17 protein-coding genes are annotated in these 13,284 nt (G+C 73.8%); 13 read left to right on the top strand and 4 right to left on the bottom strand.

The features are described 5' to 3' along the window. Positions 1–84: 84 nt before the first annotated feature. Positions 85–1,131, bottom strand: coding sequence for a LacI family DNA-binding transcriptional regulator (locus ACFZBX_RS30690; protein ID WP_391537080.1), 1,047 nt, complete (start codon positions 1,129–1,131; stop codon positions 85–87). A 215-nt stretch (positions 1,132–1,346) separates the two neighbouring features. Then, positions 1,347–2,090 (bottom strand): response regulator transcription factor, encoded by a 744-nt coding sequence (locus ACFZBX_RS30685; protein WP_391537079.1) that lies wholly within the window; start codon positions 2,088–2,090, stop codon positions 1,347–1,349. Between the two features lie 685 nt (positions 2,091–2,775). Here ACFZBX_RS30685 and ACFZBX_RS30680 point away from each other — a divergent pair. From ACFZBX_RS30680 to ACFZBX_RS30650, 7 genes are all read left to right on the top strand, one after another. Continuing rightward, positions 2,776–3,075, top strand: a complete 300-nt coding sequence (locus ACFZBX_RS30680) for a MoaD/ThiS family protein (protein ID WP_391537078.1) — start codon at positions 2,776–2,778, stop codon at positions 3,073–3,075. Positions 3,076–3,080: 5 nt separating this feature from the next. Further along, complete coding sequence (locus ACFZBX_RS30675) at positions 3,081–4,667, top strand: hypothetical protein (RefSeq protein ID WP_391537077.1); 1,587 nt, start codon at positions 3,081–3,083, stop codon at positions 4,665–4,667. A gap of 124 nt (positions 4,668–4,791) precedes the next feature. After that, complete coding sequence (locus tag ACFZBX_RS30670; RefSeq protein WP_391537076.1) at positions 4,792–5,508, top strand: DUF2993 domain-containing protein; 717 nt, start codon at positions 4,792–4,794, stop codon at positions 5,506–5,508. Positions 5,509–5,766: 258 nt separating this feature from the next. After that, on the top strand, positions 5,767–5,847 hold the full coding sequence (locus ACFZBX_RS30665; protein WP_350517234.1) for an Ms5788A family Cys-rich leader peptide: 81 nt from the start codon (positions 5,767–5,769) through the stop codon (positions 5,845–5,847). 250 nt (positions 5,848–6,097) lie between these two features. Beyond that, positions 6,098–6,931 carry a sulfurtransferase gene (locus tag ACFZBX_RS30660; RefSeq protein ID WP_380751620.1) on the top strand — a complete coding sequence of 278 codons (834 nt, stop codon included), beginning with the start codon at positions 6,098–6,100 and terminating at the stop codon, positions 6,929–6,931. Between the two features lie 40 nt (positions 6,932–6,971). Then, positions 6,972–7,262 carry a DUF1416 domain-containing protein gene (locus ACFZBX_RS30655; protein ID WP_344343425.1) on the top strand — a complete coding sequence of 97 codons (291 nt, stop codon included), beginning with the start codon at positions 6,972–6,974 and terminating at the stop codon, positions 7,260–7,262. 89 nt (positions 7,263–7,351) lie between these two features. Next, a complete protein-coding gene (locus tag ACFZBX_RS30650; RefSeq protein WP_391537075.1) occupies positions 7,352–7,621 on the top strand; it encodes a DUF3099 domain-containing protein in 270 nt (89 codons plus the stop codon). Here the strand turns inward: ACFZBX_RS30650 and ACFZBX_RS30645 are convergent, their stop codons facing one another. Then, positions 7,622–7,990: a DsrE family protein gene (locus ACFZBX_RS30645; protein WP_350553178.1), complete on the bottom strand. Its 369-nt coding sequence runs from the start codon at positions 7,988–7,990 to the stop codon at positions 7,622–7,624. Positions 7,991–8,262: 272 nt separating this feature from the next. Between ACFZBX_RS30645 and ACFZBX_RS30640 the strand changes: the two genes are divergently transcribed. The 3 genes from ACFZBX_RS30640 to ACFZBX_RS30630 all read left to right on the top strand — a co-directional run bounded on the left by ACFZBX_RS30640 (position 8,263) and on the right by ACFZBX_RS30630 (position 10,395). Next, positions 8,263–8,847 carry an FABP family protein gene (locus tag ACFZBX_RS30640; RefSeq protein WP_391537074.1) on the top strand — a complete coding sequence of 195 codons (585 nt, stop codon included), beginning with the start codon at positions 8,263–8,265 and terminating at the stop codon, positions 8,845–8,847. A gap of 101 nt (positions 8,848–8,948) precedes the next feature. Beyond that, positions 8,949–9,413, top strand: coding sequence for a Fur family transcriptional regulator (locus tag ACFZBX_RS30635; protein WP_391537073.1), 465 nt, complete (start codon positions 8,949–8,951; stop codon positions 9,411–9,413). Between the two features lie 19 nt (positions 9,414–9,432). After that, positions 9,433–10,395 (top strand): YgfZ/GcvT domain-containing protein, encoded by a 963-nt coding sequence (locus tag ACFZBX_RS30630; protein ID WP_391537101.1) that lies wholly within the window; start codon positions 9,433–9,435, stop codon positions 10,393–10,395. 8 nt (positions 10,396–10,403) lie between these two features. Here the strand turns inward: ACFZBX_RS30630 and dtd are convergent, their stop codons facing one another. After that, complete coding sequence (dtd, locus tag ACFZBX_RS30625) at positions 10,404–10,844, bottom strand: D-aminoacyl-tRNA deacylase (RefSeq protein WP_391537072.1); 441 nt, start codon at positions 10,842–10,844, stop codon at positions 10,404–10,406. A 519-nt stretch (positions 10,845–11,363) separates the two neighbouring features. Between dtd and ACFZBX_RS30620 the strand changes: the two genes are divergently transcribed. The 3 genes from ACFZBX_RS30620 to ACFZBX_RS30610 all read left to right on the top strand — a co-directional run bounded on the left by ACFZBX_RS30620 (position 11,364) and on the right by ACFZBX_RS30610 (position 13,283). After that, positions 11,364–11,942 (top strand): ABC transporter substrate-binding protein, encoded by a 579-nt coding sequence (locus ACFZBX_RS30620; RefSeq protein ID WP_391537071.1) that lies wholly within the window; start codon positions 11,364–11,366, stop codon positions 11,940–11,942. A gap of 79 nt (positions 11,943–12,021) precedes the next feature. After that, positions 12,022–12,981 (top strand): asparaginase, encoded by a 960-nt coding sequence (locus tag ACFZBX_RS30615; protein WP_391537070.1) that lies wholly within the window; start codon positions 12,022–12,024, stop codon positions 12,979–12,981. 86 nt (positions 12,982–13,067) lie between these two features. Continuing rightward, on the top strand, positions 13,068–13,283 hold the full coding sequence (locus tag ACFZBX_RS30610) for a dodecin (RefSeq protein WP_380751635.1): 216 nt from the start codon (positions 13,068–13,070) through the stop codon (positions 13,281–13,283). The last annotated feature ends 1 nt before the right edge of the window (position 13,284 follow it).

The following is a 13,284-nucleotide window of genomic DNA, read 5'->3' as shown; positions in this document are numbered from 1 at the left end:
GTCCGCCCGCTGGATGAGAATCGCGTGAGAGCCCGCTCAGAACGCCCCGAGAAGCCCGTTGACTTCTCATAAAGCCTGGTCAGGCTACGAGCCGGCGCCTTCCGGCGGGCAGCCGCAGGAACGCCGTACGACCAGGCGCGACGGGAAGGTGCGGACCCGTTCGGTGTCCGAGCCGGGCACCATCAGCGAGTCGTCGAGCACCAGGTCCACCGCGGCCCGGGCCATCGCGTCGCGGTCGGAGGCGACGGTGGTCAGCGGCGGGTCGGCGAGCGCGGCCTCCGGCACGTCGTCGAAGCCGGCCACCGCGAGGTCCTCCGGCACCCGCAGGCCCAGCTCACGGGCGGCCCGCAGCACGCCGATGGCCTGGTCGTCGGTGGAGCAGAAGATCGCCGGCGGGCGCTTGTCGGAGCGCAGCAGGTCGAGCGCGACGTCGTAGGCGCCGTAGCGGTGGAAGGGCGCGTCGACGAGGTAGGGCGCGGTGGGCAGGCCGTGCGCGTCCATGGCGCGCTGCCAGCCCTCGACGTGGTCGATCACCGGGTCGCCGGGCGCGGGGGACTCGACCGGGCCGCCGAAGCAGGCCACGTACGGCTGCCCGTGCACCTCCAGCAGGTGGCGGACGACGGTCTCGGCGCCGGCCACGTCGTCGGTGACCACCGCGACGTCGTCGATCGCCTCGGGGCGGCGGTGCAGCAGCACCACCTTGGCGCCCTCCATGGCGGCGAACTCCTCGGCGGCCCGCTGCGAGGGGCCCTGGCTGACCAGGATCAGGCCGGAGACGCGCATGCCGAGGAAGGCGCGGACGTAGTGGACCTCGCGGTCGTCGACGTAGTCGGAGTTGCCGATCAGCACGAGCTTTCCGCGCTCGGAGGCGGCCCGTTCCACGGCGTGCGCCATCTCGGCGAAGAACGGCTGGCGGGCGTCCGGGACGACCATGCCGATCAGGTTGGTGCGGCGGGAGGCCATCGCCTGCGCGACGCTGTTCGGCCGGTAGCCGAGCTGCTCGATCGCGGCGAGGACCTTCTCCCGGGTGGCGGGCGCGACCGGCCGCGGCCCGTTGTTGATCACGTAGCTGACGACCGCGGTCGAGGTACCAGCCAGTCGGGCTACATCGTCGCGCGTCACTTTGGCCACGTGGGGAGTCTACGCGTGTGGCGTGCGGCCGGGCAGTGTGGGGGGACCCGCGCCGGGGGAGCGGCGCGCGGGCGGCCCGGGCCGCGTCGGGACGAATCAGGACGGGTCGGGACAGGCGGGTCGGGCACGCGGGTCGCGCCGGACGGCGCCGGACGCCGCCGGACGGCGGCGGTCGGGCCGGGCGGGGTGGCGCGGGCCCCGTCCGGCCCGGCCGGTCAGGTGTCCAGGACCGCCGGGGAGCGCCGGGCGGGCGGCTCGGCCCGCTCGGGCCGCTCGCCCTTGTCCCCCTTCTCGGGGACGACGAACCGGTAGCCGACGTTGCGCACGGTGCCGATCAGGCCCTCGTGCTCGACGCCGAGCTTGGCGCGCAGCCGGCGGACGTGCACGTCGACCGTCCGGGTGCCGCCGAAGTAGTCGTAGCCCCAGACCTCCTGCAGCAGCTGCGCCCGGGTGAAGACCCGGCCGGGGTGCTGGGCGAGGTACTTGAGCAGCTCGAACTCCTTGAAGGTGAGGTCGAGCACCCGGCCCTTGAGCCTGGCCGAGTAGGTGGCCTCGTCGACCGAGAGGTCGCCGCTGCGGATCTCCATCGGACTGTCGTCGGTGGTCACCTGGAGCCGGCCGAGGGCGAGCCGCAGCCGGGCCTCGACCTCGGCGGGGCCGGCGGTGTCGAGCAGGACGTCGTCGATGCCCCATTCGGCGGTGACGGCGGCCAGGCCGCCCTCGGTGACCACCAGGATCAGCGGGCAGCCGATGCCGGTGGAGCGCAGCAGCTGGCAGAGGCTGCGGATCTGCGGCAGGTCGCGCCTGCCGTCCACCAGGATGACGTCGGCACTGGGGGTGTCGACCAGGGCGGCGCCCTCGGCGGGGGCCACCCGGACGTTGTGCAGCAGCAGGCCGAGCGCGGGCAGGACCTCCGCGGAGGGTTGCAGCGCGTTGGTGAGGAGGAGCAGAGAACTCATACCCGGTAGTCCCCTTTCCGGGTCGTCGCGGTCGCGTTCCGGCTGCCGCCACAGCCGGATGGCGCACGTGCTGGTGAGGGGGAGGAGACGGACGTCCGGGAGGAAACGGAGGACCGGGCGGTGGTGGGCGCGGACGGACGGGGCACCCGCCGGAGGTCCCGCAACCCCCGGTGCACCGTTTCTGCCCTGCTCATCCGCGAACCTTCCGGTCCTGGCCCGTCCCGGGCGGCGGCCCGGAGCCGGGGTTGTCCGACGCCCCGGCCCGGTCCCGGCACCTCGTTGTGCCGTGTGTGGCGGGGGCGGTCCCTGCGGAACGCCGGGGGTGGGCCGACGATTCGCAAGGACGTCCGTACTGGCGTCCTGAAAGCACAAAAGGATCCGGGGGCGACTCTGCCCGGATCCCTCAGGCATCGAGGATAGCCGACCGGCCCCCCGCGCCGGGAGGGCCGGAATCCGGCGGTTCGGCCTTTTCGGGCGCGCCCCTGGTGAGCCCGGCCACAGCTTCGCGACGGCGCCGCCGGGCGCCGGGCCAGGGCGATTGCCGCTCGCGCGGGCGGACACGACATCATGGGGGACACATCGGCGGCACCGTACGCGTAGTCCTTCCGGGCGAGGCGCGGACGCCTCCGCCGGTGGACCCGGCCGGACACCCGGGCCCGGGCGAGGACGACGAGAAGGGGTTGCCATGGGCGCGACCACCGGGCACGACCCGGCGGCCGCCGTTCAGGTGAGCGGCACGATCCGCTACTGGGCGGCGGCGAAGTCGGAGGCCGGGCTGGCCGAGGAACCGTACCTGGCGGCGACCCTGGCCGGGGCGTTGGCGCAGGCCGAGGAGCGGCACGCGGACCGGCCGAAGCTGGTCCGGCTGCTCGGCCACTGCTCCTACCTGGTGGACGGCTCGCCCGTGGGCGGCCGCGACCACGCGACCGTGGCCCTCACCGAGGGCGGGACGGTCGAGGTCCTCCCGCCGTTCGCGGGCGGGTGAGCGGCGTGACCGGGATGAACGGAACCCCCGAGGGACAGCCCCAGCAGCCCCAGCACCGGCCCCAGCAGCCGCAGCCGCCGTACCAGCCGCAGTACCCGTACGGACAGCCGCAGCCGCAGTCGCCGCAGCAGCCGCCGCAGGGCTATCAGCCCCAGCCCGGGCAGGCGCCCTACCCGTACGCCCCGCCGCAGGCGTACGCGCCGGATCCCTATGCGCAGCAGGGGCACGCGGCGCAGCCGCACGCCCCCGGCGCGGAGCAGCACGCGCCGTACGGCGGGCAGCCCTACGGGCAGCAGCCGTACGGACAGCAGCCCTACGGGGCCGGGCCGGGCGCGGACGACGGCGCGACGGCGCTGCTCCCGCCGGTGCCGCCGCTGGACGACGCGGCGGCGACCACGTTGCTCCCGCCGGTCCCGCCGCTGGACGACGCCGCCGCGACCACGCTGCTCCCGCCGGTCCCGGCGTCGGGCCCGGTGCCGCCGGTCCAGGCGCCGCCCCGGGGGCCGGCCCGGCCGTACACCGAGGCTCGGCACGGCCGGTCGCACCGTCGGGCGGAGCGCCCCGCGCCCGCCCAGGCCGCGTCCGCCCAGGCTCCGGCCCAGGCACCCGCGCCGGTCCAGGACCACGGGCAGGGCCTGGACCAGCCGACCATGACGCTGAAGCGCCCTGAGCCACCGGCTCCCGTGCTGACCGACCCGGCCGCGGCCCGCGCCGCGCGCGCCGCCCGGGCCGCGCAGGGCGGCCCCGCCGCGCCCGCCCGTCCGGCCGCGCCGTTCCCCGGCCCGGCCCCGTCGCTGGGCGCGCCGCCGTTCCCGGCGGCCGCCGGGGCCCCGGCGGTCCAGCCGTCCCCGGCCCAGGCTCCGGCGGCTGCCCCCGCCGCGCCCGTCCGGACCGGCTCGCCGATCAACGACCCCGGCCTCCAACCGGCCCTGATCACCGCCGGCGCCGCCGCCCTGCTGGCCGGCGGCGCGGCGCTCGGCCAGGTGGCGCTGGCGCTGGTGCTCGTCCTGCTCCAGGGCCTGACGGCGGCCGGCTGGTTCCGGCTGAACGGCATGTGGCCGGCCCGCCAGGGCATCGCGCTGGCAGCGCTGGCCGGTGTGGTGGCCGACGTGGCGGTGCTGCTGGCCGACGCGGACGGCGGCACGGCGGCGGTGGTGGGTACGCTCGGCGGCTTCTTCCTGCTGGTCCTGGTGCTGCAGACGTTCCGTCCGGCCGATCCGAAGGAACGGTTCTACGCGCTCACCGTGCTCGGCTCCGCCACCGTGGTGACGGCGCTCTGCACCGCGCTGCTGCTGGCCGACTGGGTGCCGGCGGCGGTCGGCGCGGTCGCGCTGGCGACCCTGCTGGCAGCCGCGCCGCTGCCCGGGCCGCGCTGGCTGGGCGCGCTGCTGGGCCTGCTCGCGGCGGTCGGCCTGGGCTTCGCGGTCGGCGCGCCGCCGTTCCTGGGTGTGGCGGCCGGTCTCGGCGCGCTGATCGGCCGCCGGGTGGCCGGGTACGACTTCCCCTCCCGGTTCGTGCACATGACGGCGGGCGTGGCCCTGCCGCTGGCGGTCGCCGCACCGCTGGTCTGGATCGCCACCGCACTGCTGTAGGCCCTCTCCGCAGAGAGGGCACGGCCGCCGCGCCGTCCCGCCCCGGAACCATGCTCCGGGGCGGGACGTCGTACGGTCGTGCGGAAGCGGCCGCAACGGCGACCGGCGACGACGGGGGAGAGCGATGCGCGGCTGGCTGAAGGCGACGATCGGCGTGGTCGTGCTCTCGGGGGTGCTGGTGGGCGCGGACCGGATCGCCGTCGGCGTCGCCGAGGACGAGGCGGCCGAGCAGATCCTGAAGAGCGGCTGGATGAGCCCCAAGCCGGACGTCTCGATCGAGGGCTTCCCCTTTCTCACCCAGGTCGTCTCACGGAAGCTGGACGGCGTCCTGATTTCCTCGGACGGGCTGACCGTCGGCGAGGGCAAGGACAAGGTGGACCTGCGCGCGTTCCGGGCCAGGCTGTCCGGTGTCGAGGTGAGCGGCAACATGAGCAGCGCCACCGTGGCCCACGGGACCGGCTCCGCCCTGATCACCTACTCGGACCTCGCCCGCCTGCTGCCGCCGGCCTCGGAACTGGTGCCGAACTTCGGCCGGCTCTCGCTCGGCGCCGGTACCCGGCTGAGCCTCTCCTACGGCGGCCCGGGCAAGATCAAGGCCTCGCTGGGGCCGTTCCCCGTCGGCGACGCCTCGGTGCGCAGCAAGGGCACCACGGTGACGGTGGACGGTTTCGAGCTGAACGCGATGGCCTCGCTGCTGGTCGGGGTGTCCGACAAGTCCCTCGAACCGATCAGCTTCACCCTCTCCGAACTGCCGGCCGGGCTGAACCTGTCCTCGGTGACGCCGCAGGAGGACGGCCTCCAGCTGGCTTTCGACGGCAAGGACGTCAAGCTCATCGGCTGATCCCACCGCTTTTCGACCGGGCTCCCGCCGCTCTCCCCGCCACCCTCCCGTCGTTCCGCTCCGCGAGACGCGCTGTCCAGCGCCGGCCGCGGAGCGGTGCCGTTCCCGCCCCCTGGCCGGTCCCCGCACGCCCGCCGTCACGGCCCCGGCCGGATCCCGACGCCCATGAAATGGTCAAATCCCATCATGTGAGCCGCTGAGTCTCGCTATTCGATACGCTGATGACAGCGGGCGTCCGGTGTCCCTAGCATCGTCCGCATGAAGCGACAGACGGACCTCACGAAGCGGCGGGCGGTAGACCTGTGCCGCGTGGCCGCCTGTCTGTGTCGAATGCGCTAACTCGGCGTCCAGGCAGGGCAGTTGCCCCCGCCGCCGATTCTTTCCGGCGACCGCCGACGGCCTTCCTGGCCGGGCGTCGCCGCCGTACTCCGCCACGCACCGCCCGGTCGTCCCGCACACCGCCTTCCGTCCCACCATTCGGACAGGAATTCGGACTCGTGGCCGACGGACGACCCGCACCACCGCTGAGCAGCAGCACCCGAAGCAGCGAGCACCTTCCGCCAACCGCCCCCGGATGGAGAACATCACCATGAGCCGCAGCGACGTCCTGGTCGACGCCGACTGGGTCCAGGCCCGCCTGGACGACCCGAAGGTCGTCATCGTCGAGGTCGACGAGGACACCACCGCCTACGAGAAGAACCACATCCGCAACGCGGTCCGGATCGACTGGAAGAGCGACCTCCAGGACCCGGTCCGCCGCGACTTCATCGACCAGGCCGGCTTCGAGGCGCTGCTCAGCGCCAAGGGCATCGCCAACGACGACACCGTCGTCCTCTACGGCGGCAACAACAACTGGTTCGCCTCCTACGCCTACTGGTACTTCAAGCTGTACGGCCACGGCGACGTCCGCCTGCTCGACGGCGGCCGCAAGAAGTGGGAGCTGGACTCCCGCGACCTGGTCGTCGAGGTGCCGCAGCGCGCCGCCACCGAGTACAAGGCGCAGGCCGCCGACTCCTCGATCCGCGCCTTCCGCGACGACGTGATCGCCGCCATCGGCAACCTCAACCTGGTCGACGTCCGCTCGCCCGACGAGTTCTCCGGCAAGCTGCTCGCCCCGGCGCACCTCCCGCAGGAGCAGTCGCAGCGCCCCGGCCACGTGCCGACCGCGCGCAACATCCCGTGGGCCAAGAACGCCAACGACGACGGCACCTTCAAGAGCGACGACGAGCTCAAGGCCATCTACGAGGCCGAGGGCGTCGACCTGGCGACGGACACCATCGCCTACTGCCGCATCGGCGAGCGCTCCGCGCTCACCTGGTTCGTGCTGCACGAGCTGCTCGGCCAGGAGAACGTGAAGAACTACGACGGTTCCTGGACCGAGTACGGCAGCCTCGTCGGCGTGCCGATCGAGCTCGGCAACTGAGCCACCGGCTCCACCCGTAAGGCAGAAGGGAAACAAGACAATGTGCGGTGCGAAGGCCGGCGGCCCGGACCTGGCAGGAGTTGACGTGGCGAACGAGACGATCATCCAGGGTTCGGTGACCCGCGACGGTGAGCCGGTCAACGGCTACGTCCGACTGCTCGACGAGAACAACGAGTTCACGGCCGAGGTGCCCACCTCGGCGACCGGCCAGTTCCGGTTCTTCGCCCGCCCGGGCAAGTGGACCCTGCGGGCGCTCATCCCGGGCCAGACCGTGGACCGCCAGGTGGTCGCCTCCCAGGGCAACCTGACCGAGGTCGCCATCGCCGTCTGACCGGCGACGGCGACGGCGTCGGCGGACGACGCAAGCAGCAGTACCGGGGGCCCCTGCCGAGCGGGGGCCCTCGGGCATACCGTGGAAGGGTGCAGTCACGACGGCGGCGCCGCTACTACTACGCCATGATGGGCGTCTGCCTGGGCCTCTTCGTACTGGCCTGGGGAGCGGTCCGGTTCGTCTCCGTCCCGGCGGCGGTGGCGCTGTGCGTGGTCGCGATGGTCATCCCGCCGGCGGCGGCGGTGTTCGCCAACCGGCGCGACCCCGAGGACGACTGGTGGGACGACCCGCGCTGGGAGGACCCGAAGTGGGACGACCCCGGCCACGACCGGGACCGCCCCGACCACGAGCACCAGTGATCAGTAGACGAGCGCCTGCACGCCGTCGGCCATGATCTCGCTGACGAAGACCTGCGCGCCCGCGATCCGGGCACCCTCGACGAGGTCCTTCTCCTCGATCCCGCGCCGCGCCGCGCACTGGGTGCACAGCGTGAGCGTGCCCCCGGCCAGCACCGACTCCAGCAGGTCCGGCAGCGGCGCCGCGTGCGGCAGCTCGAACTCCGCCGCGCGCCCGGGCAGCGCGAACCAGGAGGACTCCCCGGTCAGCCAGAGCGAGACCTCGACGCCGCTGGCGACGGCCACCGCCGCCACCGTGAACGCCTGCGAGCACCGCTCGGGGGCGTCCGCCCCGGCGGTCACCTTGATGACGAGCTTCTTCTTCTGGGACATGCCGACACCCTAGATCGCCGACGTGGTGGGGCTCACCGAGACCCGTCCCCACCCGCCGGATAGAGTGAGCGGCAGCAAAATCCACCACACTGTCGCCGCAATGGGAGCCACCCGTGTCCGGTCTGGAAATCTTCTTCGACGGTCTGCTGGCCCTCATGGCCGTGCTGATCACCTGGTTCGCCATCTTCTCCGTGATGAAGCTCTACCAGGGCCAGCGCTGAGCACTGCCGTACGGTTGAAGTACTCCCGCACCGACGACAGCGACCAGGAACATGATCGAGATCCCCTCTGACCTCCACAAGGACGTCGTCCCGCTCGCCTTCCTCCTCGGCACCTGGGAGGGCGCGGGCGTCTTCGACTTCCCGGGCACCGAGAAGTGCAACTTCGGCCAGGAGATCGTCATCCGCCACGACGGACGGCCCTTCCTGGAGTTCCGCTCCCGCACCTGGGTGCTGAACAGCGAGGGCGAGAAGGTCCGCCCGCTGGAGAACGAGCACGCCTTCTGGCGCATCACCAGCAACCAGCACGGCACCAGCGGTGCCCGCGGGGTGGAGATCTCGTCCGTCCGTGACGACGGCACGGTGGAGATCTGGTACGGCGAGCTGGCCGACGGCAAGCCGCAGATCGACGTCTCCACCGACGCGGTGGCCCGGATCGAGGGCTCGCCGGAGTACTCGGGCGGCAAGCGGCTCTACGGCTTCGTCAACGAGGAGCTGCTCTGGGTGGGCGAGAAGGCCGCCCCGAACGTCCCGCTGCGCCCGTACATGTCCGCCCAGCTGCGGAAGGTGCTCTCGCCGGCCCAGCTGATCAAGGACATCAACGACCTGCCGGACGACGGCATCGCCTTCTTCAAGTAGGCACGGGCGCCGGTGGCGGCGCGCACGAGTGTAGGGACCGGCCCCCGGCCGGTCCCTACACTTGGTTCAGGACCCCCGACGTTTGGGCAGGGAACAGGACCGTGGCGGACACCGGCACCACCGACTGGCAGCTCTCCGGCGACTGGAAGGCCGACCTGCGCGAGCGCGGGTACCGGCTCACCCCGCAGCGGCAGCTCGTGCTGGAGGCGGTCGACGCACTCGACCACGCCACCCCGGACGACATCCTCTGCCACGTCCGGCAGACCGCCAGCGGCGTCAACATCTCCACCGTCTACCGGACACTGGAACTGCTGGAGGAGCTGGGCCTGGTCTCGCACGCCCACCTCGGCCACGGCGCCCCGACCTACCACCTGGCCGGCCGTCACCACCATCTGCACCTGGTCTGCCGGGACTGCGAGAAGGTCACCGAGACGGCCACCGAGATCGCCCAGCCGTTGATCGACAGCCTGCGCGTCCAGCACGGCTTCGACACCGACCTCAAGCATTTCGCCATCTTCGGCCGCTGCGCGGACTGCACCGCCGAGCGCGCCTCGGGGCGGTCGTAAGCTTGCCGGTATGACCGGTCTGAAGAGCCCGCTGCTTGCACTGCCCGGAGCCGTCCCCGCCGAGGGGACCGACGAGGGCGTCGCCGCCCACTACGGCGACCTCTTCCGCGAGCAACGGAACCTCTCCCAGGGCACCGGCTTCGTGGACCTCTCGCACCGCGGCGTCATCACCGTCACCGGGGCGGACCGGCTGAGCTGGCTGCACCTGCTGATCACCCAGCACGTCAGCGCGCTGCCGCCGCAGCAGGCCACCGACGCGCTGGTGCTCTCCGCGAACGGGCACGTCGAGCACGCCCTCTACCTGGTCGACGACGGCACCACCACCTGGGCGCACGTCGAGCCGGGCACCCAGGAGGCGCTGGTCGGCTACCTGGACAGCATGAGGTTCATGTACCGGGTCGAGGTCGCCGACGCGACCGCCGACTACGCGGTGGTCCACCTGCCGGCCGGCTCCACGGCCTCCGCCGAGGGCGCGGCGGCCGTCCGCGAGCTGCCGTACGGGCGGGACCTCTTCCTGCCGCGCGCCGGGCTCGCGGAGCTGACCGCGGGCTACGGCCCGGCGGCCGGGGTCTGGGCGTACGAGGCGCTGCGGATCGAGGGCCACCGGCCGCGGCTCGGCTTCGAGACCGACCACCGCACCATCCCGCACGAGGTGGACTGGCTGAACACCGCCGTCCACCTGCAGAAGGGCTGCTACCGGGGCCAGGAGACGGTGGCCCGGGTGCACAACCTGGGGCGGCCCCCGCGCCGGCTGGTGTTCCTGCACCTGGACGGCACCGAGGAGGTGCTGCCCCCGCACGGGACGGAGGTGCGGCTCGCCTCGGACCCGCAGGGGCGGGCGCTCGGCTTCGTCACCTCCTCGGCGCGCCACCACGAGCTGGGGCCGATCGCGCTGGCCATCGTGAAGCGCAACGTCCCGGTGGACGCGGTGCTGCTGGCCGGCACGGTGCCGGGCACCCAGGACGTGATCGTCCCGCAGTAGGGCAGGTCCTAGACCTCGACGATGACGGTGAACGGGCCGTCGTTCACCAGGGCGACCTTCATGTCGGCGCCGAAGCGGCCGGTCTCGACCTTGGCGCCGAGCGCGCGCAGTTGGGCGACCACCTCGTCCACCAGCGGCTCGGCGACCGGGCCGGGCGCGGCGGCGTTCCAGGTGGGGCGGCGGCCCTTGCGGGCGTCGCCGTAGAGCGTGAACTGGCTGATCACGAGCAGCGGCGCCCCGATGTCCGAGCACGACTGCTCGACACCCTCGTCATTCGCCGGCAGCAGCCGCAGCGTCCAGAGCTTGCGGGCCAGCTGGGCCGCCTTGGCGGGGGTGTCGTCGTGGGTGGCGCCGACCAGGACGCAGAGCCCGGGCTCCTCGATCGCGCCGACGGCCTCGCCGGCCACCGTCACCCTGGCCTCGGTCACTCGCTGCACCACTGCTCGCATGCGGCCATTGTGCCGGAGCCGTCGGGGGCGCGAGCAGGCCCCCGGGGGCGCTTCAGGCCAGAGCGCACGCCGGGTAGCGTGCGCCTGCGCGTGCCATGGCGGCGTTCTCCCTGCGAAAAGCTTCGGTCGTATCAGCCACCCCTCTTCGCCAGGGGGCCGTTCGGGTGCACGGGCGGTGCGGCGGCGCCGGGCGGGGTGGCACGCTGGGGGACCGTACGAGGGTGGGCCCGCCGCTCCGCCGCACAGGCGGGGCCGGTCGGCGCGCCCGAGGTCCGGGGCGCCGGGGTCCGCCGCGCCGGGCCCGGTTCGGCCGGGCGGCCGAGCCGGTAGGTCAGGCGTTCTGGTCGTGTCGCCCCGCCGGGTGGCCACGGCCGGGGGCGGGAACCTTCGTGGGCGTCCGGGCGTGCCTCCGGACGGGAACGCGCCATCGGCGCGCGCGGCGGTTGACGGGCCGGACCGGCGGCAGGCGACGGGGCGCCGCGAGCGGGTGGGATCGGGACGACGGCAGGTGGTTGGTTGATGGACGCGATCAGCGCGGCGCAGGACCGGTACGGGCGGCTGCCCGAGGGGCCCGGGGCCGGCCCCGGGCCGGACCTCGGACGTTTGGGCCTGGACCAACTGCGGATCCTGCGACGGGAGACCCTGGAGCAGGAGGCCGACCTCTCCTACCTGAGGCGGCTGCTGCACGGCCGGATGGACATCCTGCTGGCCGAGCTGGACCGCCGGCCCGGCGCCCGCCCCGCGGACCCCGCGGAGCCGGCCGGTGCCCTGCTGGAGCGGCTGCCGGCCATCCTGACGGACGCCCCGTCCACCGTCCGCCGCTCGGCCCGGCACGTCACCCTGGGGCCGCCGCGAGGGCAGCAGTCCCAGCTGGAGGCGGACGCGCTGATGGGCGACGTCCAGCTGGCCGACCTGGCGGCGCACCCGGCGGAGGAGCTGCTGGCGGCCCTCGAACGGCTGCGGGCGCACGAGCGGGAGGTGTCCGGCCGGCGGCAGCGGCTGCTGAGGACGGCGGACGGCTGCAACGCCGAAATCACCCGCAGGTACCGTGATGGGGAAGCACGGGTCGACGACCTGCTCGCAGGCGGCCCGCTCTGACAGGTGCGAGGGCCGCCCGGGGGCGGGGGAGGGGCCCGGCTCGCCCCCGGTTCACCCTCACCTCCGGAAGGCTTTCGCCATGTCCAATTCCGCCGCCCTGCCCGTGCTCGCCGAAGTCGTCCGCTCGGGATTCGTCGAGGGCCGGCACCACGGCTCGCTGGTGCTGCTGGCCGCCGACGGCTCGGTCGACCTCGCGCTGGGCACGCCGGACGCGCCGGTCTTCCCGCGTTCCTGCGCCAAGCCGTTCCAGGCGGTGGCCACGCTGCGGGCCGGTCTGGCGATCGAGGGGGAGCTGCTGGCGCTGGCCGCCTCCAGCCACTCTGCAGAATCGTTTCACCTTGACGGCGTGCGGCGGATCCTCGCCGGTGCCGGGCTGGACGAGTCCGCCCTGCGCACCCCGGCCGACCTCCCGCTCGACGGCACCGAGGCGGAGCTGCACCTGCGCTGGGGCGGCGACCACGAGCCGATCCTGATGGACTGCTCCGGCAAGCACGCCGGCTGGCTGGCCGCCTCCGTGGCCAACGGCTGGCCGACCGACAGCTACCTCGACCCGGAGCACCCGATCCAGCGGCTGGCCCGCGAGGCCCTGGAGGAGGCCGTCGGCGAGCCCGCCGCGCACGCCGGGGTGGACGGCTGCGGCGCGCCGCTGCTGGCCGTCGGCCTGACCGCTCTGGCCCGCGCCTACCGCACCCTGGTGCTGGCCGAGCCCGGCACCCCGCAGCGCCGGGTCGCCGACGCGATGCGGGCGCACCCCGAGTACGTGGCCGGCACCCGCCGGGTCGACACCCGGCTGATGCGGGCGGTGCCCGGGGCGCTCGCCAAGATGGGCGCGGAGGCCGTCCAGGTGGTGGCGCTGCCGGACGGGCGGGCGCTCGCCTTCAAGATCGACGACGGTGCCGAGCGGGCCCGCGGCCCGGTGCTGGCCGCCGCGCTGCGCCGCCTCGGGGTGAGCACCGGCGACGGCACGCTGGAGCGGATCGCCACCGTCCCGGTGTTCGGCGGCGGCGTCCGGGTCGGCGAGGTCCGCGCGGCGTTCTGATCCTCGTGATCGGTGCTCCGCATGCGGAGCGACGGCCCCCGGGTGCACGGTGGACCGGGGGCCGTCGCACAGCTGAGGAGTCCGCCATGAGCGAGCACGTCTACCGGGTCACCGAGATCGTCGGGTCCTCGACGGAGAGCATCGACGCCGCGATCCGCAACGGCGTCGAGCGGGCCTCCCGGACGCTGCGCAACCTCGACTGGTTCGAGGTGACGCAGATCCGGGGCCACCTCGACGAAGGGCGGATCAAGCACTACCAGGTCGGCCTGAAGATCGGCTTCCGGCTGGACGAGGAGGGCTGAG

Source organism: Kitasatospora sp. NPDC008115, assembly GCF_042957205.1.
Classification (GTDB): domain Bacteria; phylum Actinomycetota; class Actinomycetes; order Streptomycetales; family Streptomycetaceae; genus Kitasatospora.
The sequence above is the reverse complement of the archived record's forward strand: the minus strand, read 5'-3'. Positions and strand labels throughout refer to the sequence as shown.

What these genes read in the sequence shown, in the direction of transcription:
- ACFZBX_RS30685 (WP_391537079.1), bottom strand. Translation starts at nt 2,090, where the DNA reads ATGAGTTCTCTGCTCCTCCTCACCAACGCGCTGCAACCCTCCGCGGAG.
- ACFZBX_RS30680 (WP_391537078.1), top strand. Translation starts at nt 2,776, where the DNA reads ATGGGCGCGACCACCGGGCACGACCCGGCGGCCGCCGTTCAGGTGAGC.
- ACFZBX_RS30670 (WP_391537076.1), top strand. Translation starts at nt 4,792, where the DNA reads ATGCGCGGCTGGCTGAAGGCGACGATCGGCGTGGTCGTGCTCTCGGGG.
- ACFZBX_RS30665 (WP_350517234.1), top strand. Translation starts at nt 5,767, where the DNA reads ATGAAGCGACAGACGGACCTCACGAAGCGGCGGGCGGTAGACCTGTGC.
- ACFZBX_RS30660 (WP_380751620.1), top strand. Translation starts at nt 6,098, where the DNA reads ATGAGCCGCAGCGACGTCCTGGTCGACGCCGACTGGGTCCAGGCCCGC.
- ACFZBX_RS30655 (WP_344343425.1), top strand. Translation starts at nt 6,972, where the DNA reads ATGTGCGGTGCGAAGGCCGGCGGCCCGGACCTGGCAGGAGTTGACGTG.
- ACFZBX_RS30645 (WP_350553178.1), bottom strand. Translation starts at nt 7,990, where the DNA reads ATGTCCCAGAAGAAGAAGCTCGTCATCAAGGTGACCGCCGGGGCGGAC.
- ACFZBX_RS30640 (WP_391537074.1), top strand. Translation starts at nt 8,263, where the DNA reads ATGATCGAGATCCCCTCTGACCTCCACAAGGACGTCGTCCCGCTCGCC.
- dtd (WP_391537072.1), bottom strand. Translation starts at nt 10,844, where the DNA reads ATGCGAGCAGTGGTGCAGCGAGTGACCGAGGCCAGGGTGACGGTGGCC.
- ACFZBX_RS30620 (WP_391537071.1), top strand. Translation starts at nt 11,364, where the DNA reads ATGGACGCGATCAGCGCGGCGCAGGACCGGTACGGGCGGCTGCCCGAG.
- ACFZBX_RS30615 (WP_391537070.1), top strand. Translation starts at nt 12,022, where the DNA reads ATGTCCAATTCCGCCGCCCTGCCCGTGCTCGCCGAAGTCGTCCGCTCG.
- ACFZBX_RS30610 (WP_380751635.1), top strand. Translation starts at nt 13,068, where the DNA reads ATGAGCGAGCACGTCTACCGGGTCACCGAGATCGTCGGGTCCTCGACG.